Origin of the sequence: Bosea beijingensis (assembly GCF_030758975.1) — a bacterium.
GTDB classification, from domain to species: Bacteria; Pseudomonadota; Alphaproteobacteria; order Rhizobiales; family Beijerinckiaceae; genus Allobosea; species Allobosea beijingensis.
The window spans coordinates 2,146,778-2,167,258 of record NZ_CP132359.1; the positions used below are offsets into that span (position 1 = coordinate 2,146,778).

The following is a 20,481-nucleotide window of genomic DNA, read 5'->3' on the forward strand; positions in this document are numbered from 1 at the left end:
AGATGGGAAACGGGAGGATTGATCGTGTTGTTGAAGAAACTTGCCTTCGCTACCGCGCTGACGCTGGTAGCCTTCACCGTATCTGCACAGGCCCAGGAACCGCGCCGCGGTGGGACGATCCGCTTCACGGCGCCCTATGGCGCCTCCTTCGTCAGCAATGACAGCCATGTCTCGAACCAGATCCAGGACGAGATCTACGGCTATGCGCTGCACGGCATGCTGTTCCGCTGGGATTCGAAGGCCGGCAAGCCGGAGCCCGAGCTGGTCAAGAGCTTCACCACCGCCGCGGACGGGCTGACGCACACGCTGAAGCTGCGCGATGACGCCTTCTTCCACAATGGCCGCAAGATGACGGCCGACGATGTGATCTGGTCGTTCACGCGTCTGGTCGACGGTTCCAAGAACTATCCGGGTGCGAGCCGCGTCGTGCGCATCAAGGGCGCCGAGGCCGTTCGCAAGGGCGAGGCCAAGGAGATTTCGGGCCTCAAGAAGATCGATGACTTCACCATCGAGATGACGCTGACCGATCCGGCCGATCCCAGCTTCCTGTTCTACGCCGCCACCACGGCGATCATGCCGGCCAAGGAAGCGCAGGCGCCGGACTTCTTCAACAAGCCGATCGGCCTCGGCCCGTTCAAGTTCGTCGAGCACGTCCCCGGCTCGCGCATGGTCTTCGAGCGTTGGGAGAAATACTACAAGCCCGGCAAGCCCTACGCCGACAAGCTGGTGATCTCGCCGATGGGCGAGGCTGCCGCGCGCGACGTCGCCTTCCGCAACAAGGAGATCGACGTCTCGATCCTCGGCTCGACCCAGTATGTCGCCTACAAGGCCGACCCGAACCTCTCCAAGGGCATCCTGGAGGTCGCGGAGGTCTTCACCCGCAACATGGGCATGAACCCCGAGTTCAAGCCATTCTCCGACAAGCGGGTGCGCCAGGCGATCAACTACGCCATCGACAGCGACCTGATCATCAAGCGCCTCGTCCGCGACAAGGCCTATCGCGCGGTGAGCTGGCTGCCGAGCTCGGTCCCGGCCTTCGACAAGGACGCCAAGCCCTACGCCTTCGATCCGGAGAAGGCCAAGAAGCTCCTGACGGAAGCCGGCTATCCCGATGGCTTCGAGTTCGAATGGACGGCGACGCCGAACGAGAGCTGGGGCATCCCGATCGTCGAGGCGACGATTCCGATGCTCGCCAAGGTCGGCATCAAGGTGAAGGTCAAGCCGGTCGAGACCTCGGCGCTCGGTGGTGTCGTCGCGAAGGGTGACTTCCAGGCTTACATCTGGTCGAACACCTCGGGGCCCGATCCGTTGACCGCGCTGAAGTGCTTCCACTCGTCGACACCGCGCTCCTCCTGCAACTACACCACCTTCAAGAGCGCCGCTTTTGACAAGTTGTTCGAAGAGGCCGCGGCCGAGAGGGATGCCGGCAAGAAGGTCGAGATCATGAAGAAGGCCAATGCGCTGCTGCAGGAAGAGGCGCCGGTCTGGTTCTTCAACTACAACAAGGCGGTGCTGGCCTATCAGCCCTGGCTGCACGGCTTGCAGGCGAATGCGACGGAGCTCGCGCTCCAGCGCTACGAGGACCTTTGGGTCGACGCCACTTCGCCCGCGGCGAAGTAAGCGCGCCTCCGCGGAGGTTTCCGCCAGCTCGATGGCACCCGTACCCCGGGCCGGCAGCCATGCTGCCCGTCCGGGGTGACGGCGATTTTCGGGCCTTGACCTGAGTCCGCCCTGCGGCGGCGATCAGGAGTTGACCATGCTACCCTATGTCATCCGCCGCCTGCTGCAGGCCGTTCCGATCCTGCTTGCGGTCGCCGGGCTCATCTTTGTGATGTTCAGCGTCATTCCCGGCGATTTCGCCTCGACACAGATGGCCGATGGCCGTTCGGTCGTCGATGCCGAGCAGGTCGCGCGCATGAACAAGCAATTCGGCCTCGACGATCCCGTCCATGTGCGCTTCGCCAATTACGCGATGAAGCTCGCGACGCTCGATCTCGGCACCTCCTTCCGCACCCGCCAGCCGGTGATCAATTCGCTGCTTGAGCGGATCTGGCCCAGTCTTCAACTGGCCATCGCCGCCATGGCCTTCGCCATCGCCTTGGGGATTCCGCTCGGCTTCCTGGCGGCGCTGAAACCGGGCGGCTGGCTCGACATGCAGTCGATGTTCGTCGCCGTGTCCGGCCTGTCCCTGCCGCAGTTCTGGCTCGGACTGATGCTGATGTATGCCTTCGCGCTGGTTCTCGGCTGGTTCCCGAGCTTCGGCTATGGCGACGGCAATCCGCGTTACATCGTGCTGCCGGCCGTTGCGCTCGGCGTGGCGCCGCTCGCGCTGCTCGCACGCACCACGCGCGCCGCCGTGCTCGAGGTGATGAACGCCGACTTCGTCCGCACTGCCCGCGCCAAGGGCAACAGCGAGGTCCGGGTGATGCGCTGGCATGTGGCGCGCAACGCCATGGTCATCGTGCTGACGACGCTTGGCCTGCAATTCGGCTCGATCATGGGCGGCGCTGTCGTCATCGAGAAGCTTTTCGCCTGGCCGGGCATCGGCTCGCTCCTGGTCGACAGCGTGTCGCTGCGCGACATCCCCGTCGTCCAGGCCTGCATCCTGCTGCTCGTGCTTTTTTTCCTCGTCGTGAACATCATCGTGGACGTGCTCTGCGCTCTGATCGATCCGCGCATCAAATACACCTAGGGGCGGGGCATGAAATTCCGGGCTAATCTGTGGATCGGCGGCGCGCTCTTCGCCGCCGTCGTGATCGGTGGGACGCTGGCGCCCTGGCTGGCGCATACCGATCCCGTCATGGACGCCAACCTGATGAATGCCGAGGTTCCGCCCGGTGCCGAGTTCTGGTTCGGCACGGATGCGCAGGGCCGCGACATCTACAGCCGCGTGCTCTACGGCGCGCGCATTTCGCTGACGGTCGGCATCGTCTCGCAGTTGATCAACACGGTGATCGGCGTGGCTCTGGGCATGTCGGCGGGCTATTTCGGCGGCTGGTGGGACGATTTCGTCAACGGCCTGACCAATCTCATCCTGTCGATCCCCTCGCTGGTCTTCGCGCTCGCCATCATGGCGATCCTCCAGCCGGGCCTGACCAGCCTGCTGATCGCGCTCGGCCTGACCAACTGGTCCTATACCTGCCGGCTGTCGCGGGCCGCGACGCTGTCGATCAAGCAGCAGGGTTATGTCGAGGCGGCGCGTTCCTTCGGTTCGAGCAACCTGCGCATCATGCTGCTGCAGATCCTGCCAAACATCGCCGGCCCGATCATCGTCATCGGCACGCTCGGCATGGGCGGCGCCGTGCTGGCGGAGGCGGCGCTCTCCTTCCTCGGCCTCGGCATCCGCCCGCCCTTCCCGAGCTGGGGTTCGATGCTTTCCGATGCGCGCGACCAGATCACCACGGCGCCCTGGATCTCTATCTTCCCCGGCCTCGCCATCTTCATGACCGTGCTCGGCCTCAACCTGCTGGGTGACGGCCTGCGCGACATCCTCGACCCGCATTCGCAGCTTCGCAAAGCCTGAAAGTAGAACCTATGACCACGCCAGCCCTGATCGATCCGCCGCTCGAGACCATCCGCTTCCACGGACTGAAGGCGGGGCCGAAGCTCCTCGTCTTCGGCGCCGTCCATGGCAACGAGACCTGCGGGCCGAACGCCATCGCCCGCGTGATCGAGGATTGCCGGGCGGGCCGCGTCGTGGTCCAGCGCGGCGAGGTCACCTTCCTCCCCGTCGCCAATCCCAAGGCCTATCGGCAGAACACCCGCGAGGGCGACCGCAACCTCAACCGCGACCTGCGCGAGCGTCCGCAGCCTGTCGACAACGAGGACCGGCTCGGCAACCGCCTCTCGGCCATCCTGCGCCAGCACGATATGCTGCTCGACGTCCATTCCTTCACCGGTGAGGGCGTGCCCTTCGTCTTCTTCGGGCCGGACGACAATCGCGGCACGCTCGAACCCTTCCGCCATGGCGCGGCCGAGGCCGCCTTCGCCGCCTGCCTCGGCGTCGACCTGATGATCCATGGCTGGCTCGACATCTATGTCCGCTTGATCGCCGCGCGCGAGCGGCTGAACCTGCCGCGGCTCGCCGTCACCGAGGGCTTCGGCACGACGGAGTTCATGCGCTTCGCCGGCGGCTACGCCGTGACACTCGAATGCGGACGCCACGAGGACCCGGCCTCCGTCGATGTCGGCTACAAGGCGATCCGCAACGTACTCGCCCATCTCGGCCTGACGGACGAAGCGCCGCCGGCTCCCGAGAAGCGCGTCGTCGTACACATGGACGACCTCGTCATCTGCGAGGCCGAGGGCGATCACGTCGAAGGCACCTGGAAGACTGGCGACCGCGTCGCCAAGGGCACGCCGATCGCCCGCCGCGCCGACGGCACGGTCGTGACGATGCCGCGCGATGGCTTCATCATCTTCCCCAATCCCAAGGCCAAGCCCGGCGAGGGCATCTGCTATCTCGGGACGGAAAGCACTCGCCGGGTCTGAACCCGGCTACTGCACGACGCCTCGCTTGCTGCCGAAGCCGGGGATATGGCAGCCGCAGCCTGAGCCATAGGGCAGGGGCGGCGTCGGGCAGTCGCCCCGGCCGGTGACGCAGATATTGCCGTAGCGCGGCTGCCCGTAATACGGGCGCTCATAGCCGTAGTCGCGGCGGTAGCGGCGCGGTGGCGGACGATCATCGTCATCGTCGTCATCGTCGTTGTAGGACGGCGCGCCGCGATAAGGGCTGCCATAATATTGGGCCTGGGCCGGGAGGGCACTGAGCAGGACGGCGCAGGCGAGGGCCGAAACCGTGAGCTGGCGACGCAGCATGGTTCTTCCTTTCCATTCGTTCGCCGGCAAGCGGGCCGGGCGAGACGTGTCGCGTCCTAGCGGGTCGCCGATGAACGGATGCTGAGGCCGGCTGGGAGGCGCGGGAAAGGCCGGTCGAGGAGAGCCGGGTTCGGCGCTGTGCGAAGCCCCGGAACGGCAAAACGGACGGCGAGGCTGCGATCCTAGCTGCCGCTCTTGTCGGGTTTGCCGATGCGGCTGAGATCGATCTGCTTCTGCAGGCCGAGCATCACGCTGAAGGAGGTCACGGGTGTCAGTCCGGTCTCCTTGGTCTTGCGCCAGGCCCCTGCGGCGATGGCGGTGAAGCCCTTGCCCAGGTTGCGCTGGTAGTCGAGGCCGATGCTCTTCTGGTCCGAGCGGGCATCGAGGCCGACATAGTCGTCGGTCTTGCGGCGGGCGGAAAGGATGACGGCATTGTCATCGTCGATCCGCGCCGTCAGCTTTGCTTCATGCGCGGTGGTCAGGTTGATGACCGAGAAGGGCAGGGTGGTGTCTTCTACCGTGCGGGTCGAGCCGAGATCGAGCGTGAAGCGCTCATAGGGCAGGCGCAGCTTCGCGGTGTAAAGCAGGCTTTCGACTGCATCGAATTCCTTCTCCGGGAAATAGGCCCGGAACGGCGAGAGCGAGCCCTCGATCGCGGCTCCGCCCAGCACCGTTGAGAAAAACAGGTTGGGTTGCAGCCGGTTATGGTCGCGGCGGAAGCCTAGATAGTCGACGCCCTCGATGTAGTGGACGCGCGATGCGCTGAAGGAGAGACCGACCTCGGTTTCGCCCGTTCGCCAGGCTGCACCCGTCGTCAATCCGAGCGTGCCGAAATTCTCGTCGCGCGGCAGGAAGTCGCCGAGATTGAAGACGTTGCGCTCGTTCAGCGCGGTGATGCGCGCCTCTCCGCTGGCGAAGAGGCGGAACGGGCCGATGCCATGGTCGAAGCGCTCGCGCCAGGCCAGGCTGCTCTTCCGGCGCGACCAGCTCTGCTCGCTGCTCGCCGCGAGCGAGGATTGCAGCGCGCTGGCCTCGCCGAAGCTGATTCCGTGCTTCAGCGCCAGCGAATGGGCACGGGCCGAGGCGAGCGCGCGCGGATCGTAATGCGTCTCGACGAGCGACAGGTTGAGACCGTAGCCATCCTGCAATGTGCCGTGCAGGTAATCCCAGGTTGCATAGGTTGTGGCGACGGGCGTGCCGTTCGCGCCCTGGATGCCGGCGGGATTGCTGTCGAAGCCGCCGCGAAGCCCGATGACGGCGACCGAATTTTCCTTCTCCTCGCTGTTTTTCTCGGAAGCGAAGGCCAAGGATACGTGAAAAATCAAGGTAGAAACGATAATGAAGCGTGCCGGTGTCGCCATGATCTCACCAATGCTTTCGCAATCATGGATCATATTGGTTAATAGATTGTAAGTTTTACCAGTTTTTCTGAAAGTTACGTTTCAATGTATTCAGGTGTCGCGCTGACTGATCCGCATAAGTTTCTTTGAATACATTTCAAGGTGCCGATTAACTTTACTCGGTATGGTTAACGTTGGGATAAGGTTGTTCATATCGATTGTTGCAACCTATACGTGTCTCGTCGCTTCCGGCCCGGAGGCGAAGACAGGGAGAAGCAAGATGAAATATGCGGTTACTCTCGCCACGGTTGCGGCTTTCGCCTTTTCTCCGGCCATGGCCGGCGGGCGGGGCGGTTCTCTTCTCGGCGGCGTCGTCGTGCCGGTGACGACGGCGGTCTCGGGCGTCAAGATCAACGCGCTCAACAATGTCAGCGTCCTCAGTGGCAACGGCATCGCCAACGGCAACAAGGTCGGCATCGTCGCTCCGGTGAAGGCGATCGTCAGCAAGAACGGCATCGCCGGCGGCCTGCTCGGCGGCCGCGGTCACGGCTGCGGCTGCAACTGACCGCGACAGGTTCGGTCTCCCCATCTGCAACTTGGAACGGGGCTGGCCTTGGGCTGGCCCCTCTTTCATTGCGCGCTCGGCCGTCGGCTGTCCGATGCCTAAAATGCCGGGGATCGGGCTGACGGCTTCTTAGAGCCTCACGCGTAGAGCCGTGCGCATGCATCTGCTGATGAGGCCCCGTAAACGCGCCGCGCAGTTGCCCGCGGATATCGAGATCGAGATCATCTCGCGTCTCTTCGCGGCCCTGCCCCAGATACTCTGCATCGCGGCCGGGCTGATCGTCGGCTCCGCCATCATGGCCGTGCAGACGGGCGACGCGGTCTTCTGGTGGCTGACCGGAGCCGGCGTCGTGACGACGCTGCTGCGCATCGCCAATATCGTCGGGTTCAAGCGGCGCGACCCCGCGCGTAAGCTCTCCCTCGCGGAGGCGCGGCGCTGGGAAGCCGGCTACGCCTATACCGCCTTCGCCTTCACGCTGGTCATCGCCGCGCTGACGCTGGCTGCTGCTGCCTCCGACCATGCCGGCGGTTTCGTGCTCAGCCTCGGATTGACCATGGCGCTGACGGCCGGATCTTATCTGCGCACGCTGCGCTACTGGATCTGCGCGGTGCTCTCGACCATCGCGATCGGCACGCTGGTCGCCGCCTTCCTGGCTTCTGGTGATCCGCTCTATCAGGCGCTCAGCCTGCTCCTGCTCGTCTATCTCTATTCGATCTACGAGAGCTCAGATCACATCATCGGCCAGTTCGAGGAGTTGCTGATGGTACGCCGCGAGCTCGACTTTGCCGCAAGCCACGATCCTCTGACCGGGCTCGTCAACCGCCGCGGGCTCGACCGCGTGCTGCGCGAAGCCGGCGAGAGCGGCGAGGCGCTTGGCCTCCTGCTGCTCGATCTCGACGGCTTCAAGCTGATCAACGATCGCCATGGCCATCAGGCCGGCGACGAGTTGCTGCAGCAGGTCGCGATGCGGCTGAAAGGCGTCGTCCGGCCCGGCGACAGCGTCGCCCGGCTGGGCGGTGACGAATTCGCCCTTGTCGTGCGCGGTGTCGCGGATGCGGTTGCGCTCTCCGAAGTCGCCGACCGGGCAGTGTCGGTGGTCAAGGCGCCGTTCATGCTGATGGGGCAGCTCGTCAGCGTCGGCGCCAGCGTCGGGGTTTCCGTCAAGCCCGAGAGAGATTCCGAGCACTGGACAGCCGAAGTGCTGACGCGCGCCGCCGACCAGGCGCTTTACGGCGCCAAGCGCGCCGGCAAGGGCCGTAGCATGATCGCCCATTGGGACGACGTCGCCTGACATCGCCGCGAACTCCAGATAGCTTGATCTCGGCGGGCTAATCACCTACCGTCCGGCAGGTAGCTCGCCGATGGCGCTGCACCGAGACGGGAGAGGGCGATGTCATCAGGCGGAAAGCTTGTCGCGGAGGGCGCGCGCCGCTCGCCTTACTTCACCGAGGAGCATGAGGCGCTGCGCGACCAGGTCCGCCGCTTCGTCGAGGCCGAGATCAAGCCGCATGCCCTGCAATGGGAGGACGACGGCTTCGTCCCGCGCGACGTGTTGCGCAAGATGGGCGAGCTCGGCTTCTTCGGCATCCGCTACCCCGCCGATTATGGCGGCTCCGAGATGGACACGATGGCGACCGTCGTGCTCGCCGAGGAGCTGGGCCGCTCGACCTTCTCCGGCGTCGCGATCACCGCCCTGGTCCATACCGACATGGCCTCGGTCCATATCGCCAATGCCGGCAGCCAGGCGCAGAAGGACAAGTACCTGCCCGGCATCATCGCCGGCGAGAAGATCGTTGCGGTTGCCGTCACCGAGCCCGATGCCGGCTCGGACGTGAAGGGCATTCGCACCACCGCGCGGCGCGAGGGCGACCATTACGTCCTCAACGGCGCCAAGATGTTCATCACCAACGGTGTCCATGCCGATCTCTATTGCGTCGCCGCCAAGACGGACCCGCAAGGCAAGCCTTCGCAGTCGGTCTCGATCTTCCTCGTCGAGAAAGGCACTCCCGGCTTCTCGATCTCGCGTGCGCTCGACAAGCATGGCTGGCGCTCATCCGATACTGCCGAACTCTCCTTCGTCGATTGCCGCGTGCCGGCCGAGAACCTGCTCGGGCAGGAGGGGCGCGGCTTCTACGCGATCATGAGCAATTTCCAGAACGAGCGCACCGTGATCGGCGCCATGGCGATGGGCGAGGCGCAGGCCGCGATCGATCTGACGCTGGACTATGTCCGGACGCGAAAGGCCTTCGGCGTACCGCTCTGGGAGAAGCAGGCGATCCGCCAGCGCCTGGCCGAGCTTGCGGGCAAGGTCGAGGCCGGCCGCCAGCTCGTCTACCACGCCGCCTGGCTCGACGCGCAGGGCTTCGACGCCACCCGCGAGGTCTCGATGGCCAAGGCCTATTGCGGCGAGCTGGTCAACGAGGTGATGTACGACTGCCTGCAGTTCCATGGCGGCATGGGCTACATGCGCGAGAGCGCGATCGAGCGCATGACCCGCGACGCCCGCGTCCAGGCGATCGGCGGCGGGGCCACCGAGGTCATGCTCGAGGAAGTGGCGAAGCGACTTTGACCGAAGCGCCAACGACGCGCGCGGCAACCGAAGGCGGCTCACGCCGGCTGATCCTCGACCATGCCGCGCGGTTGCTGCGCGGCGGCGGCTATCATCAGACCACCCTGCGCGAGATCGCCGAGGCCGTCGGTATCCGCAAGGCGAGCCTCTACTACCATTTCGGCTCGAAGGAGGAGATCGTCGAGGCGGTCGTCAACGATGGCGTCCGCTTCGTTCACGAGGCGGTCGTCGCCGCGCTCGCAGCCGAGGAGGGGGCTTCCCCGCGCGTGCGGCTGGAAGCGGCAGTCAGGGCGCATCTCTCAGCCCTGCACGGCCATGGCGACTACACCTCGGCCAGCATCAAGGTCTTCACCTTCGGCGCGTCGCCGGCGCCGGAAAGCGTGCGCGCCGTGCGCCGCGCCTATGAGGACGTCTGGCGCCGGCTCATCGCAGAATGGCAGCAGGCCGGCGGCATGCCGCCCGGCAATTCGCCCGACGTGCTCAGGCTCTTCCTGCTCGGCGCGCTCAACGGCTCGACCGACTGGTACCGGCCGGAACGCCATGCGATCGACGCCTTGGCACGCGAATTCGTGGCGCTGCTCTCGCCGCATTGAGCTCAGCCCCGCCCTCTACGCAGGGGCGGGCGGCATCGTCGTGGCTGACCGGCGCTTCGGCGCTTGCTAGCATCCCGCAGCGGGGCTGACGGTCGCCTCGCGATCTGACGAGGATGCTTCGCCTGATGCGCGCCTTCTATCACCCCGACCAAGCCCTTCACGATCCCCAGCAATATATGCGCTTCGGCAAGGTCGTGGCTCCCAAGGACCTGCCGGAGCGGACGGAGCGCCTGCTCGGAGCACTGAAGAAGCATGGCATCGCGCCGGAAAAGCCGGCGGCGCATGGCACGGACCCGGTCCTGGCGATCCATGATGCCGGCTTCGTCAGGTTCCTGGAGACCGCCTGGGCGCGCTGGCAGGACCTTCCGGCCGAGCGCGGGCCGGAGGTCTGGCCGAGCACCTTCCCCTATTGGAGCGGCCGCCCGGACGAGGATGTCCGCCCGCCCTGCCGCCCGACCGGCTTCATCGGTCAGCTCGGCTGGTATCTCGGCGATCTCTCGGTGCCGATCGGCGAGCATTGCTGGCATTCGACGCTGCGCTCGTCGGAGACCGCGGTGTCCGCGGCCGATGCGATCCTGGCCGGCGAGCGCGCCGTCTATTCGCTCTGCCGCCCGTCCGGCCACCATGCCCGCGCCGATCGTGCCACCGGCTTCTGCTATCTCAACAACACCGCGATCGCGGCCCAGCGCCTGCGCTCGAAATTCGGCAAGGTGGCGATTCTCGATGTCGACGCCCATCACGGCGACGGCACGCAGCAGATTTTCTATCGCCGCAACGACGTGCTGACGATCTCGGTCCATGCCGATCCGACGAACTATTATCCGTTCTTCACCGGCTACGCCGACGAGCGTGGCAATGGCCCGGGCGACGGCTTCAACCTGAACCTGCCATTGGCGCATGGTGCCGGCGGTGCCGCGATGGAGGCTGCGGTTGCCGAGGCCGGCAAGGCGATCCGCGATTTCGGTGCCGAGGTCGTGGTGATCGCGCTCGGCTACGACGCCCACAAGGACGACCCGATCGGCGTCCTGAAGTTGGAGGCCAGCGACTTCGGCACGATCGGCCGGCAGGTGAAGGATTTCGGCCTGCCGACGCTGGTGGTGCAGGAGGGCGGCTACGCCATCGAGGCGATCGGCGACTGCCTCGACGCGTTCCTCGACGGGTTCAAGTAGCGCTTATCTCCGGGGCGCCTGTCATCCCGTGCGCGCTGCGGCATGTTAATGCCGCTGCGCAGACACGGGACCGTGCGACGAGAAGGCGCCTCTTCCTGCAAACGATCCCGCATCTGCGCCGCAGCACTGACGTGCCGCAGCGCGTGCGGGATGACACCCTTCAGTGCCGCCTTAAACACCTCAGATCGCCGCCTCGATCAGGAACGGCCCCTTGCGGCTCAGCGCCGCCTTGAACAGGCTCGCGAATTCCTCGGCCGTCGTCGCCCGCGCGGCTTCGACGCCCATGCCCTTGGCCATCATCACCCAGTCCAGCGCCGGCTCGTCGATGTTCAGCATCAGCGTGGCGTTGCGGCCGAAATCATTGACGCCGACGGCGCGCATCTCGCCATGCAGGATCTGGTAGGTCCGGTTGGCGAAGACGACGGTGACGATGTCGAGATTCTCGCGCGCCTGCGTCCACAGCCCCTGTACCGTGTACATGCCCGAGCCGTCGGCCTGCATGCCGATGACCTTGCGGTCAGGGCAGGCGACGGCCGCGCCGATGGCGAGCGGGATGCCCTCGCCGATCGCGCCGCCGGTGAGCTGGATATAGTCGTGCTGCGGCGCGCTGTGGCAGTCATAGTAGAAGCTGCGGCCGGACGAGACCGACTCGTCGCAGACGATGCAGTTCTCCGGCAGCAGCGCCGAGACGATGGCGCAGGCCTTGTCGGCGTCGAGCTTGCCGGTCGGCAGGCCTGGCTGCTCCTTGCGCGCCGGGGCGATGTAGAGCGGGGCGGTCTTGGTCGCGCCCATCTCCTCGGCGAGCCCGGTGATCGCGGCCGGCAGATCGTCGCCGGGAATCGCGAGCTTGGCGACCTCGCAGCCGTCATGGATCAGCCGGCCGGGCTTGCCGGGATAGGCGAAGAAGCCGACCGGAACCTGCGCGCCGACGAGCACGAGATAATCGACGTCCTTGAGCTGCTCGAGCGCCTTGTCGATCGGGTAGAACACCTTCGGCATGGCGACGCGGCCGGCCCCGCGCTGGATGCGCCCGTTCGACATCTGGCTGAAGATCTGGGCGCCGGTGACGGCGCAGATGCGGGCGGCCATCTCCATCGGCTTTTCGCGCAGGGCAAGGCCCGTCAGCATGATCGCAGCCCGCTTGCCATGCTTGCGCAGGCCGGCCGCGACCTCGCGGATCGTCGCGCCGTCGACGCTCTTCAGCGCCGGCAGCTCGGTCGGCTTCAGGGTGGCAGGCTCGACGCTGCCCCAGGCGCAGTCCGCCGGCAGGATCACGGTGGTGACGCCGGGCAGGGTCAGCGATGCGACATAGGCTTCACCGATCGCCGGGCCGACATCCTCGGCCGTCGCGATGCGACGGACGAAATGCGACATCGGCTCGGCCAGGCTCTCGATATCGCTGGTCAGCGGTGCGTCATGCTGGAGGTGATAGGTCGCGTGGTCGCCGACGACATTGATCATCGGCGTGCGGGCACGCCTTGCGTTGTGCATATTGGCGAGCGCATTCGCCATGCCCGGGCCGCAATGCAGCAGCGTCGCTGCCGGCTTGTCTGCCATGCGGGCATAGCCGTCGGCCGCGCCCGTCACCACGCCCTCGAACAGGCCGAGCACGCAGCGCATCTCGGGCTTCCTGTCGAGCGCCGCGACGAAATGCATCTCGGAGGTGCCGGGATTGGCGAAGCAGGTATCGACGCCGTTGATCAGAAGCGTGTCGCAAAGGCGGTCGGCGCCGTTCATCGGGAAACCTCGACTCGAAAGAAATAAGGGCGTCTGCGCGCCGGCGGGCGAAAGAGGAGGAAATTCCCTCTGCCCTGTCAAACGAGAGAATGTCATGACTTCCCCAAGCGGCGCTGATCGGCCGCTTGACGTTTTTGCATATGCAATTAGGCTGTCTTGGAACGAAGGTTGCATCGCAGCATGGATGACGTTCAGGCGTCTGAGTGGGCGTCAGCCAAAAAACAGGGGAAGGGTTTCAACCATGGCAATTTTCAAGCGCGCCGGCGCAGCGGTCGGTTTTGGCCTCGCGGCACTTCTCGCGGCGGGCGGTGCTGAGGCGCAGACCAAGGTCAATATCGGCATTTCCGGCTGGACCGGCTTCGCGCCGCTGGTGCTCGCCAAGGAGGCCGGCATCTTCGCCAAGAACGGCCTCGACGTCACCATCAAGAAGATTCCGCAGAAGGACCGCCACCTCGCCATCGCCTCGGGCGACATCCAATGTGCCGCGACCACGGTCGAGACCTGGATCGTCTGGGATGCGGCCGGCATCAAGACCAAGCAGATCTTCCAGCTCGACAAGAGCTACGGCGCCGACGGCATGGCCGTGCGAAAGGATGTCGCCGCGATCAAGGACCTTAAGGGCAAGACGGTGGCGGCCTCGGCGCCGGGCACCTCGCCCTATTTCGCGCTGGCCTGGATGCTCAAGGAGAACGGCCTGTCCGTGAAGGACGTCAAGGTCGTCAACATGGAGCCCGGCCCGGCCGCGCAGGCCTTCATCGCCGGCCAGAACGACGCCGCGATGACCTATGAGCCCTATCTCTCCACCGTCCGCGACAAGCCGGATGCCGGCAAGATCATCGCGACGACCCTCGACTATCCGATGGTGATGGACACTTTCGGCTGCACGCCCGCCTTCCTCGTCAACGACAAGGCTGCGGCGGCGCTGACCCAGAGCTATTTCGAGGCGCTGGAGATGATCAAGAAGGATCAGGCCAAGGCCTACGAGATCATGGGCGCCGACGTGAAGCAGACCGGCGAGCAGTTCGGCAAGTCGGCGGCGTTCCTGCGCTGGTCGGATGCCGAGGGCAACAAGACGTTCTTTGCCGGCGAATGGCAGGCCTTCTCGGCCAAGGCCGCCGACCTCCTGCTGGAGATCGGCCTGGTCAAGGCCAAGCCCGATCTCGCTTCGCTGATCGATACGCGGTTCGTCGCCGCCAAGTAATCGCCGCCGCGTGGACGGCGACATCCTCCCGGATGTTCTGGAGCCCGGCCTGCGTGTCGTCTTCTGCGGCACGCAGGCTGGTGCCGCCTCGGCCAGGCGCGGCGCCTACTATGCCGGGCCGGGCAACAAATTCTGGCCGGTGCTTCACCAGATCGGGCTTGTCCCGGTGAAGTTCCATCCGGAGGAGTTCCCGACCCTGCCGCGCTATGGCATCGGCCTGACCGATGTCGCCAAGCGCACATCAGGACCGGATTCCGCGCTGCGCGGCGGCCATTTCGACGTGGCCGGCTTCACGGCGAGGATCGCCGCGAATCGGCCTCGCATCCTCGCCTTCAACGGCAAGCGCGCGGCCCAGGTCGCCCTCGGCATCAGCGAGGGACGGCTCGCCTACGGGCTGCAGGCGCACGGACTGGCCGATGCCGAAACCTATGTCCTCCCCTCGACCTCCGGCGCCGCCGCCGGTTTCTGGTCGATCGAACCCTGGAAGCAACTGGCCATGGCCGTGACCGGAACCCTATCGCGATGAGACCTTTGCAACCCGTCTCTGCCACGGCCCGCATCGGCTATGGCCTGGCCTTCTTCGCGCTCTTCGTCGCGCTCTGGTCTGTCGCGACCTTCGGCGGCTACGTGCAGAAGCTCTTTCTGGCCGATCCGCTGACCATGGTCGGCGAGGGCTACAGCCTGATGGTCCGCTACGGCTTCGGCTTCGACATCATGATGACGATCTGGCGCGTCGTCGGCGGCTTCATCCTCGCCGTCATCGTCGCCCTGCCGCTCGGCATCATGATGGGCGCCTACAAGCCGATCGAGGCTTTCCTGGAGCCCTTCGTCTCCTTCGCGCGCTATCTGCCAGCCTCTGCCTTCATCCCGCTCCTGATCCTCTGGGCCGGTATCGGCGAGACGCAGAAGCTGCTCGTCATCTTCATCGGCTCGGTCTTCCAGCTCATCCTGATGATCGCGGTATCCGTCGGCTCGATCCGGCGCGACCTCGTCGACGCCGCCTATACGCTGGGCGCGACCGACAGCTCCGTCGTGCGCCGCGTCATGCTGCCGAACGCCGCCCCTGAGATCGCCGAGATCTTCCGCCTCGTGCTCGGCTGGGCCTGGACCTATGTCATCGTCGCCGAGCTGATCGGCTCCTCCTCCGGCATCGGCCACATGATCACCAACAGCCAGGCGCTGCTGAACACCGGGCAGATCATCTTCGGCATCATCGTGATCGGCCTGATCGGCCTCGTCTCCGATTTCCTTTTCAAGGCGGTCAACCAGCGCCTGTTTCCGTGGGCACGAGCATGAATCGGGCGCGCACATGAGCAAGCTTCTCGTCGAGAATGTCGGCAAGGTCTTTCCGGCGCAGCGCGGGGCTGAGCCGACGCGCGCCCTGATGCCGACCTCGCTCAGCGTCGCCGACAACGACTTCATCACCATTCTCGGCCCCTCCGGCTGCGGCAAGTCGACCTTGCTGCGCATCATCGGCGGGCTGGAGACGGCGAGCGAAGGCCGCGTCCTGCTCGACGGCTCGGCCGTTTCCGGGCCGGGCGCCGATCGCGGCTTCGTCTTCCAGAGCTACACGCTCTTCCCTTGGCTGACGGTGCAGCAGAACATCGCCTTCGGCCTGCGCGAGAAGGGGGTGCCGGAGGCCGCGCGCCTGAAGATCGCCCGCGACTGGGCAGTGCGTGTCGGGCTGGGCCAGTTCATCGGGCATTTCCCGAAACAGCTCTCCGGCGGCATGCAGCAGCGCACGGCGATCGCCCGCGCACTCGCCAACGACCCCAAGATCCTCTTGCTCGACGAGCCCTTCGGCGCGCTCGACAACCAGACCCGCGCCCTGATGCAGGAAATGCTGCTCGGCATCTGGGAGCGCGAGCAGAAGACCGTGCTCTTCGTCACCCACGATATCGAGGAGGCGATCTTCGTCGGCTCCCGCGTCGTGGTGATGAGCGCGCGTCCCGGCCGGATCAAGGCCGATATCGCGGTCGACCTGCCGCATCCGCGTCCTTACACCATCAAGACGACGCCGGAATTCGTCGCCCTCAAGGAGCGACTGGTCGAGGAGATCCGCGCCGAGGTGATCGCCGCGGATCATTAGCTCTGCCGCCCGCTATGCTTCCGTAGCGGAACCAATCGACTTCGTCTGCGTGGTCATGTCACAGGCGAGGGGCGGCGTTGCGCGTAAGGGCCGTTACGGCCGCATGCCGAGTTGCCATCTTGAGCGAAAGGGGCGCTGCCGAAGGTGGGGCCAATGCATTCGCTGATTGCCAGGATGTTGTCTCGGCTCGCGATCGAGCCACGTATCGATGTCGTGTTTCCCGACGGGACTTTGCAATCGGTCGGACAGGGCGTTGCGCCGCGCTTGCGCATGCGCATCGTCGATTCCCCGACGGAGCTGAAGCTCGCGCTCAATCCAGAGCTCGCCCTTGGCGAGGCCGTAATGGACGGCCGCGTCGTGGTCGAGCAGGGCTCGCTCTACGATCTTCTCGACGCGCTGGTCGCCGCCGTTCACCGCGCCCGCCCCAAGGGCTGGGGCAAGGTCCTGGAAGGCCTGCGCACCGCGGTGCGGCGCTTCCACCAGCACAACACGCCGGCCCTCGCCCGGCGCAATGTCGCGCATCACTACGACCTCAGGAGTGACTTCTTCCGGCTCTTCCTCGATCCGGACATGCAGTATTCCTGCGCCTATTTCGCCGAGCCCGATATGACCCTAGCCGAGGCGCAGCTCGCCAAGAAGCGCCACATCATGGGCAAGCTCGATCTCCGGCCGGGCCAGCGCGTGCTCGACATCGGCTGCGGCTGGGGCGGCATGGCGCTTTCGATCGCCGGCGAGACCGGGGCTTCGGTCACCGGCATTACGCTCTCCGAGGAGCAGCTTGCCATCGCCAAGCAGCGCGGCGCCGAATCCGGCCTGCCGGTCGCGTTCCGGCTGCAGGATTATCGCCACCTGAACGAGCCCTTCGACCGCATCGTCTCGGTCGGCATGTTCGAGCATGTCGGCGTCGGCTATTACCGCGATTATTTCCGAAAGATCCGGGAATTGCTGAGCGACGACGGCGTGGCGCTGGTCCACACCATCGGCCGCTCGACACCGCCAGGCGCGACCAATCCCTTCATCGCCAAGTACATCTTCCCCGGCGGCTATATCCCCGCCATGTCCGAGGTGGCGGCGGCGGTCGAGCAGGAGGGGCTGGTCATCACCGATGTCGAGGTGCTGCGCCTGCACTATGCCGAGACGCTGAAGGTCTGGCGCGAGAATTTCCTCGCCCGCCGCGACGAGGCTGTCGCCATGTATGACGAGCGCTTCGCCCGGATGTGGGAGTTCTATCTCGCCGCCTGCGAGGCGAGCTTCCGGCATGACGATCTGGTGGTGTTCCAGTTCCAGCTCGCCAAGAAGCTCGACGGCCTGCCAATCACGCGCGGCTATATCGCGGAGCGCGAGGGCGAGCTGGGGAAGGCGGCCTAGGCAAGTTCCACGCTTGTCATTCCGGGGCGCGCCACAGGCGCGAACCCGGAACCTACGACTGGGCGGAACATCAGGCGTTCGGTTGCGAGCGGCTCACCCAGTTGTGGATTCCGGGTTCTTCGCTGCGCGAAGCCCCGGAATGACAAAGGTGGTTCGAGCCGGCCTAGGCCGGCTCCGGCCCGACATAGCGGGCGCGAGGCCGGATCAGGCGTCCGGTCTCGCCCTGTTCCAGCGCATGCGCGATCCAGCCGGCGCAGCGTGCGGCAGCAAAGATCTGGAACGAGACATCCGGCGCGAGCCCGAGTTCGCTCGTGATCGCCGTCAGCACGAAATCGATATTCGGCTCCTCGCCGGTCAGCGTCGTGACGGCCCGGCGTGTCTCCGCATAGGCCGGCGGCAGCGTAAACACAGTGAGCAGCGCTCGGGCTCGCGGATCGCCGTCGGGGTAGAGCGGATGGCCGAAGCCGGGCAGGGGCATGCCCGTCGCGAGGCGGGCGGAGACCGCCATCTCGACGCCCTCGCTGGCGATCTCGCGCATCAGACCGAGCACGCGCGGCGTCATCCCGCCATGCAGCGGCCCCGACAATGTCGCGAGCCCGGCCAGGATGCAGGCCGCCAGCGAGGCGCGCGTCGAGGCCGCGACCCGGACCGCGAAGGTCGAGGCGTTGAGCTCATGGTCGGCGAGCAGCACCAGCGCACGGCGGATCAGGTCGGCGCCATCAGCGTCACAGCCCCAGGCCTGTGCCAGCCGGTGATGGATCGGTCCCTGTCCCGGCCGCCCGGCAATGGCATCGACGAGCGAGTCGATGACGGAAGCAGCCTCCAGATAGAGCGCCTTCTTGGTGCGGCCGGCCATGGCGGGATCGCTGGCGGCGCGCGCTGCGATCACCGCGAATATGCGCTGCCGGGCCGGCGCCTCCGGCACGATCGTGAACAGCGGCGGAAAGCGCTGCGAGCCGCAATCCCAGAGCAGCCTTGCAACATCCTCCAGCTTCGCCGTCTCGGCCAGCATTTCCGCGTCCTGCCCGCGATACCAGAGCTTGCCACGCTGGATCGTGGCGATGCCCGAGGCCAGGATCGGCTCGCCGAAGGCGATCGCATCCTCGGCGATGGCGGCCGGTTTCCGCCCCCGCGCCTTGCGATGCTCCAGCCGCGCCACATCCTCGGCGCGGTAGAGCCGTCGCCGCGAGTCGCCCGCATCGCCGCGCGCCTCGATCAGCCCGCGGCTGACATAGGCATAGAGTGTCTGCGGCTTCAGCCCGAGCCGCTGCATCACCTGTTGCGCCGTCAGCCAGTCGGTCATGGGAAAATAGATTGATTATATTGTTCAAGATTGATTATACTGATGAAGCTATCAATCTTCAAGGCCTCGGTTGTTGAGGAGAATCCGCCATGTCCGATGGCCTTGAAGATGTCGTTGCCGCCCATACCGTGCTCTCGGAAGTCGATGGGGCGGCGGGCCGGCTGGTGATGCGCGGCCACAGCCTTGATGAGCTTGCAGGCCATACCTCGTTCGAGGAGATGGCCGCACTGATGCTCGATGGTTTCGTGCCGGACATGCCGGCAATGAAGGACCTGCCCGCAGCGCTGGGTGCCGCCCGGCAGGAGCTGTTCGAGACGGTGGTCCAAAAAGCCGTCGTTCCTGTCACGCTCGGTCCGGTCGAGATGATCCGGGCGATGACGGCGCTGATCCCCGATGGCGAGGAGGCCGGCACGGTTCTGCGGCTTTTGGCAGCGCCGGCCGTCTTCACGGCGGCGTCGCTGCGCCTGCGTCAGGGTCTCGCGCCGGTCGCGCCCGATCCCTCTCTGTCGCAAGCCGCCGATACGCTACGCATGCTCACCGGCAAGGCGCCGACGAAGCAGCAGGCCGCCGCGCTCGACACCTATCTCGTGACCGTTGCCGATCACGGCCTCAACGCCTCAACCTTCGCCTCCCGCGTCGTCGCTTCCACCCGCGCGGGATTGGTCTCGGCGGTGCTCGCCGGCATCGGCGCGCTCAAGGGGCCGCTCCATGGCGGCGCGCCCGGCCCGGTGATCGAGATGCTCGATGCGATCGGCGCGCCCGGCAATGCCCGCGCCTGGCTGGAGACGGCCCTCGATCGCGGCGATCGGCTGATGGGCTTTGGCCATCGTATCTATCGCGTCCGCGATCCGCGTGCCGACGCGTTGAAGGGTGCGATCCGCCGGCTCGGCGCCGATAGCGGGCGCCTCGCCCTGGCTGAGGCGGTCGAGCAGGCGGCGCTCGCCATCCTGCGCGAGCGCAAGCCCAACCGGACGCTGGAGACCAACGTCGAATTCTACACGGCGCTCCTGCTGGAGGCGCTTGGCTTCACCCCGGACTCGTTCACTTGCGTCTTCGCGCTGGGGCGGACGACGGGCTGGCTCGCCCATGCCAAGGAGCAGATCGCCGGCGGCCGCCTGATCCGGCCGCAATCGGTCTATGTCGGCCCGCAGCCGCGTCAGGCCGCCTAGCGCGCCGGAGCCAGCTTCACGACGAACAGCTCGCCGCCATTTTCCGCGGCGAGTTTTGCGGTGACGGGGGCCTGTAGCACGGCGTTGTCCCCAGCGGCCAGAGCCGAACCGTTGACCTGCCAATCGCCGTGGCGGGCCACCAGAACCAGCAAGCCACGCTCGGCTGCGACCTCATGCGGTCCGCCCGCCAGGCGCTCGACGCTATGGCTCCACGCGCCGCGCCGGCTCATGACGTTGAGGTCGTCGATCGCCCCGTCGACCAGTACGCCATCCACCGCCCGGTCGGCGGCGAAGAAGAACGGTGCGGTCGCGCGATCGAGCGCCACCGTCTCGCCATCGCCGAAGGCGAGGCGAATGCCGTTACCGGTCAGCACTGACAGCGTCCGGTCGATGCCGAGGAAGGACGAGAACGGCCCGTCCTGTCCGACATGGGCCATCGAGATGCGCCAGTCGAAATCGCTGAGGGGAGCCCCCTCTGGAGAAACAGCGATCTCGGTCGTGGTGCCGCCGCCGTTCTTCCACGGCATGACCTTGCAATCGGCGGCGCGGATGATGCGCAT

Annotated in this window: 20 protein-coding genes; 15 read left to right on the top strand and 5 right to left on the bottom strand. The window is 66.1% G+C overall.

Going from position 1 to position 20,481, the window contains the following annotated elements:
• Nucleotides 1-30 precede the first annotated feature (30 nt).
• The 4 genes from Q9235_RS10360 (at nucleotide 31) to Q9235_RS10375 (ending at nucleotide 4,491) form a co-directional block, all read left to right on the top strand.
• The gene (locus Q9235_RS10360) at nucleotides 31-1,620 is read left to right on the top strand and encodes an ABC transporter substrate-binding protein (RefSeq protein WP_306228197.1); all 1,590 of its coding nucleotides are present in this window, start codon (nucleotides 31-33) and stop codon (nucleotides 1,618-1,620) included.
• Between the two features lie 136 nt (nucleotides 1,621-1,756).
• Nucleotides 1,757-2,692 carry an ABC transporter permease gene (locus Q9235_RS10365; protein ID WP_306226929.1) on the top strand — a complete coding sequence of 312 codons (936 nt, stop codon included), beginning with the start codon at nucleotides 1,757-1,759 and terminating at the stop codon, nucleotides 2,690-2,692.
• 9 nt (nucleotides 2,693-2,701) lie between these two features.
• The gene (locus Q9235_RS10370; protein WP_306226930.1) at nucleotides 2,702-3,523 is read left to right on the top strand and encodes an ABC transporter permease; all 822 of its coding nucleotides are present in this window, start codon (nucleotides 2,702-2,704) and stop codon (nucleotides 3,521-3,523) included.
• 11 nt (nucleotides 3,524-3,534) lie between these two features.
• Nucleotides 3,535-4,491: a succinylglutamate desuccinylase/aspartoacylase family protein gene (locus Q9235_RS10375; protein WP_306226932.1), complete on the top strand. Its 957-nt coding sequence runs from the start codon at nucleotides 3,535-3,537 to the stop codon at nucleotides 4,489-4,491.
• Nucleotides 4,492-4,497: 6 nt separating this feature from the next.
• Here Q9235_RS10375 and Q9235_RS10380 read toward each other — a convergent pair whose 3' ends face one another.
• Together Q9235_RS10380 and Q9235_RS10385 are read right to left on the bottom strand one after the other, a co-directional pair.
• Nucleotides 4,498-4,818, bottom strand: coding sequence for a hypothetical protein (locus Q9235_RS10380; protein ID WP_306226934.1), 321 nt, complete (start codon nucleotides 4,816-4,818; stop codon nucleotides 4,498-4,500).
• A 182-nt stretch (nucleotides 4,819-5,000) separates the two neighbouring features.
• Nucleotides 5,001-6,125: a hypothetical protein gene (locus Q9235_RS10385; protein ID WP_306226936.1), complete on the bottom strand. Its 1,125-nt coding sequence runs from the start codon at nucleotides 6,123-6,125 to the stop codon at nucleotides 5,001-5,003.
• 313 nt (nucleotides 6,126-6,438) lie between these two features.
• Between Q9235_RS10385 and Q9235_RS10390 the strand changes: the two genes are divergently transcribed.
• From Q9235_RS10390 to Q9235_RS10410, 5 genes are all read left to right on the top strand, one after another.
• Nucleotides 6,439-6,723, top strand: coding sequence for a hypothetical protein (locus Q9235_RS10390; protein WP_306226938.1), 285 nt, complete (start codon nucleotides 6,439-6,441; stop codon nucleotides 6,721-6,723).
• Between the two features lie 169 nt (nucleotides 6,724-6,892).
• Nucleotides 6,893-8,014, top strand: a complete 1,122-nt coding sequence (locus tag Q9235_RS10395) for a GGDEF domain-containing protein (protein ID WP_306226939.1) — start codon at nucleotides 6,893-6,895, stop codon at nucleotides 8,012-8,014.
• 99 nt (nucleotides 8,015-8,113) lie between these two features.
• Nucleotides 8,114-9,292: an acyl-CoA dehydrogenase family protein gene (locus tag Q9235_RS10400; RefSeq protein ID WP_306226940.1), complete on the top strand. Its 1,179-nt coding sequence runs from the start codon at nucleotides 8,114-8,116 to the stop codon at nucleotides 9,290-9,292.
• Nucleotides 9,289-9,885, top strand: a complete 597-nt coding sequence (locus Q9235_RS10405; protein ID WP_306226942.1) for a TetR/AcrR family transcriptional regulator — start codon at nucleotides 9,289-9,291, stop codon at nucleotides 9,883-9,885. The genes Q9235_RS10400 and Q9235_RS10405 overlap by 4 nt, the downstream gene beginning before the upstream one ends.
• A 125-nt stretch (nucleotides 9,886-10,010) precedes the next feature.
• A complete protein-coding gene (locus tag Q9235_RS10410; protein WP_306226944.1) occupies nucleotides 10,011-11,054 on the top strand; it encodes a histone deacetylase family protein in 1,044 nt (347 codons plus the stop codon).
• A 180-nt stretch (nucleotides 11,055-11,234) separates the two neighbouring features.
• Here Q9235_RS10410 and Q9235_RS10415 read toward each other — a convergent pair whose 3' ends face one another.
• Nucleotides 11,235-12,791 carry an acetolactate synthase large subunit gene (locus Q9235_RS10415; protein WP_306226946.1) on the bottom strand — a complete coding sequence of 519 codons (1,557 nt, stop codon included), beginning with the start codon at nucleotides 12,789-12,791 and terminating at the stop codon, nucleotides 11,235-11,237.
• 241 nt (nucleotides 12,792-13,032) lie between these two features.
• Between Q9235_RS10415 and Q9235_RS10420 the strand changes: the two genes are divergently transcribed.
• The 5 genes from Q9235_RS10420 (at nucleotide 13,033) to Q9235_RS10440 (ending at nucleotide 17,449) form a co-directional block, all read left to right on the top strand.
• Nucleotides 13,033-13,992 (top strand): ABC transporter substrate-binding protein, encoded by a 960-nt coding sequence (locus Q9235_RS10420; RefSeq protein WP_306226947.1) that lies wholly within the window; start codon nucleotides 13,033-13,035, stop codon nucleotides 13,990-13,992.
• Nucleotides 13,993-14,002: 10 nt separating this feature from the next.
• Nucleotides 14,003-14,518: a mismatch-specific DNA-glycosylase gene (locus Q9235_RS10425; protein ID WP_306226948.1), complete on the top strand. Its 516-nt coding sequence runs from the start codon at nucleotides 14,003-14,005 to the stop codon at nucleotides 14,516-14,518.
• The gene (locus Q9235_RS10430) at nucleotides 14,515-15,288 is read left to right on the top strand and encodes an ABC transporter permease (RefSeq protein ID WP_306226949.1); all 774 of its coding nucleotides are present in this window, start codon (nucleotides 14,515-14,517) and stop codon (nucleotides 15,286-15,288) included. The genes Q9235_RS10425 and Q9235_RS10430 overlap by 4 nt, the downstream gene beginning before the upstream one ends.
• A 13-nt stretch (nucleotides 15,289-15,301) precedes the next feature.
• A complete protein-coding gene (locus tag Q9235_RS10435; protein WP_306226951.1) occupies nucleotides 15,302-16,081 on the top strand; it encodes an ABC transporter ATP-binding protein in 780 nt (259 codons plus the stop codon).
• Nucleotides 16,082-16,255: 174 nt separating this feature from the next.
• Nucleotides 16,256-17,449 carry an SAM-dependent methyltransferase gene (locus Q9235_RS10440; protein ID WP_306226953.1) on the top strand — a complete coding sequence of 398 codons (1,194 nt, stop codon included), beginning with the start codon at nucleotides 16,256-16,258 and terminating at the stop codon, nucleotides 17,447-17,449.
• Nucleotides 17,450-17,612: 163 nt separating this feature from the next.
• On the opposite strand, the gene Q9235_RS10445 is transcribed toward Q9235_RS10440, so the two are convergent.
• On the bottom strand, nucleotides 17,613-18,752 hold the full coding sequence (locus Q9235_RS10445) for a citrate synthase family protein (RefSeq protein WP_306226954.1): 1,140 nt from the start codon (nucleotides 18,750-18,752) through the stop codon (nucleotides 17,613-17,615).
• 89 nt (nucleotides 18,753-18,841) lie between these two features.
• Between Q9235_RS10445 and Q9235_RS10450 the strand changes: the two genes are divergently transcribed.
• Nucleotides 18,842-19,921, top strand: coding sequence for a citrate synthase/methylcitrate synthase (locus tag Q9235_RS10450; protein ID WP_306226955.1), 1,080 nt, complete (start codon nucleotides 18,842-18,844; stop codon nucleotides 19,919-19,921).
• Here Q9235_RS10450 and Q9235_RS10455 read toward each other — a convergent pair.
• A complete protein-coding gene (locus tag Q9235_RS10455; protein WP_306226956.1) occupies nucleotides 19,918-20,481 on the bottom strand; it encodes a HutD/Ves family protein in 564 nt (187 codons plus the stop codon). The genes Q9235_RS10450 and Q9235_RS10455 overlap by 4 nt on opposite strands.

What these genes read in the sequence shown, in the direction of transcription:
- Q9235_RS10450 (WP_306226955.1), top strand. Translation starts at nt 18,842, where the DNA reads ATGTCCGATGGCCTTGAAGATGTCGTTGCCGCCCATACCGTGCTCTCG.
- Q9235_RS10380 (WP_306226934.1), bottom strand. Translation starts at nt 4,818, where the DNA reads ATGCTGCGTCGCCAGCTCACGGTTTCGGCCCTCGCCTGCGCCGTCCTG.
- Q9235_RS10395 (WP_306226939.1), top strand. Translation starts at nt 6,893, where the DNA reads ATGAGGCCCCGTAAACGCGCCGCGCAGTTGCCCGCGGATATCGAGATC.
- Q9235_RS10375 (WP_306226932.1), top strand. Translation starts at nt 3,535, where the DNA reads ATGACCACGCCAGCCCTGATCGATCCGCCGCTCGAGACCATCCGCTTC.
- Q9235_RS10420 (WP_306226947.1), top strand. Translation starts at nt 13,033, where the DNA reads ATGGCAATTTTCAAGCGCGCCGGCGCAGCGGTCGGTTTTGGCCTCGCG.
- Q9235_RS10390 (WP_306226938.1), top strand. Translation starts at nt 6,439, where the DNA reads ATGAAATATGCGGTTACTCTCGCCACGGTTGCGGCTTTCGCCTTTTCT.
- Q9235_RS10430 (WP_306226949.1), top strand. Translation starts at nt 14,515, where the DNA reads ATGAGACCTTTGCAACCCGTCTCTGCCACGGCCCGCATCGGCTATGGC.
- Q9235_RS10415 (WP_306226946.1), bottom strand. Translation starts at nt 12,791, where the DNA reads ATGAACGGCGCCGACCGCCTTTGCGACACGCTTCTGATCAACGGCGTC.
- Q9235_RS10370 (WP_306226930.1), top strand. Translation starts at nt 2,702, where the DNA reads ATGAAATTCCGGGCTAATCTGTGGATCGGCGGCGCGCTCTTCGCCGCC.
- Q9235_RS10455 (WP_306226956.1), bottom strand. Translation starts at nt 20,481, where the DNA reads ATGCGCATCATCCGCGCCGCCGATTGCAAGGTCATGCCGTGGAAGAAC.
- Q9235_RS10400 (WP_306226940.1), top strand. Translation starts at nt 8,114, where the DNA reads ATGTCATCAGGCGGAAAGCTTGTCGCGGAGGGCGCGCGCCGCTCGCCT.
- Q9235_RS10440 (WP_306226953.1), top strand. Translation starts at nt 16,256, where the DNA reads ATGTTGTCTCGGCTCGCGATCGAGCCACGTATCGATGTCGTGTTTCCC.
- Q9235_RS10435 (WP_306226951.1), top strand. Translation starts at nt 15,302, where the DNA reads ATGAGCAAGCTTCTCGTCGAGAATGTCGGCAAGGTCTTTCCGGCGCAG.
- Q9235_RS10365 (WP_306226929.1), top strand. Translation starts at nt 1,757, where the DNA reads ATGCTACCCTATGTCATCCGCCGCCTGCTGCAGGCCGTTCCGATCCTG.
- Q9235_RS10445 (WP_306226954.1), bottom strand. Translation starts at nt 18,752, where the DNA reads ATGACCGACTGGCTGACGGCGCAACAGGTGATGCAGCGGCTCGGGCTG.
- Q9235_RS10410 (WP_306226944.1), top strand. Translation starts at nt 10,011, where the DNA reads ATGCGCGCCTTCTATCACCCCGACCAAGCCCTTCACGATCCCCAGCAA.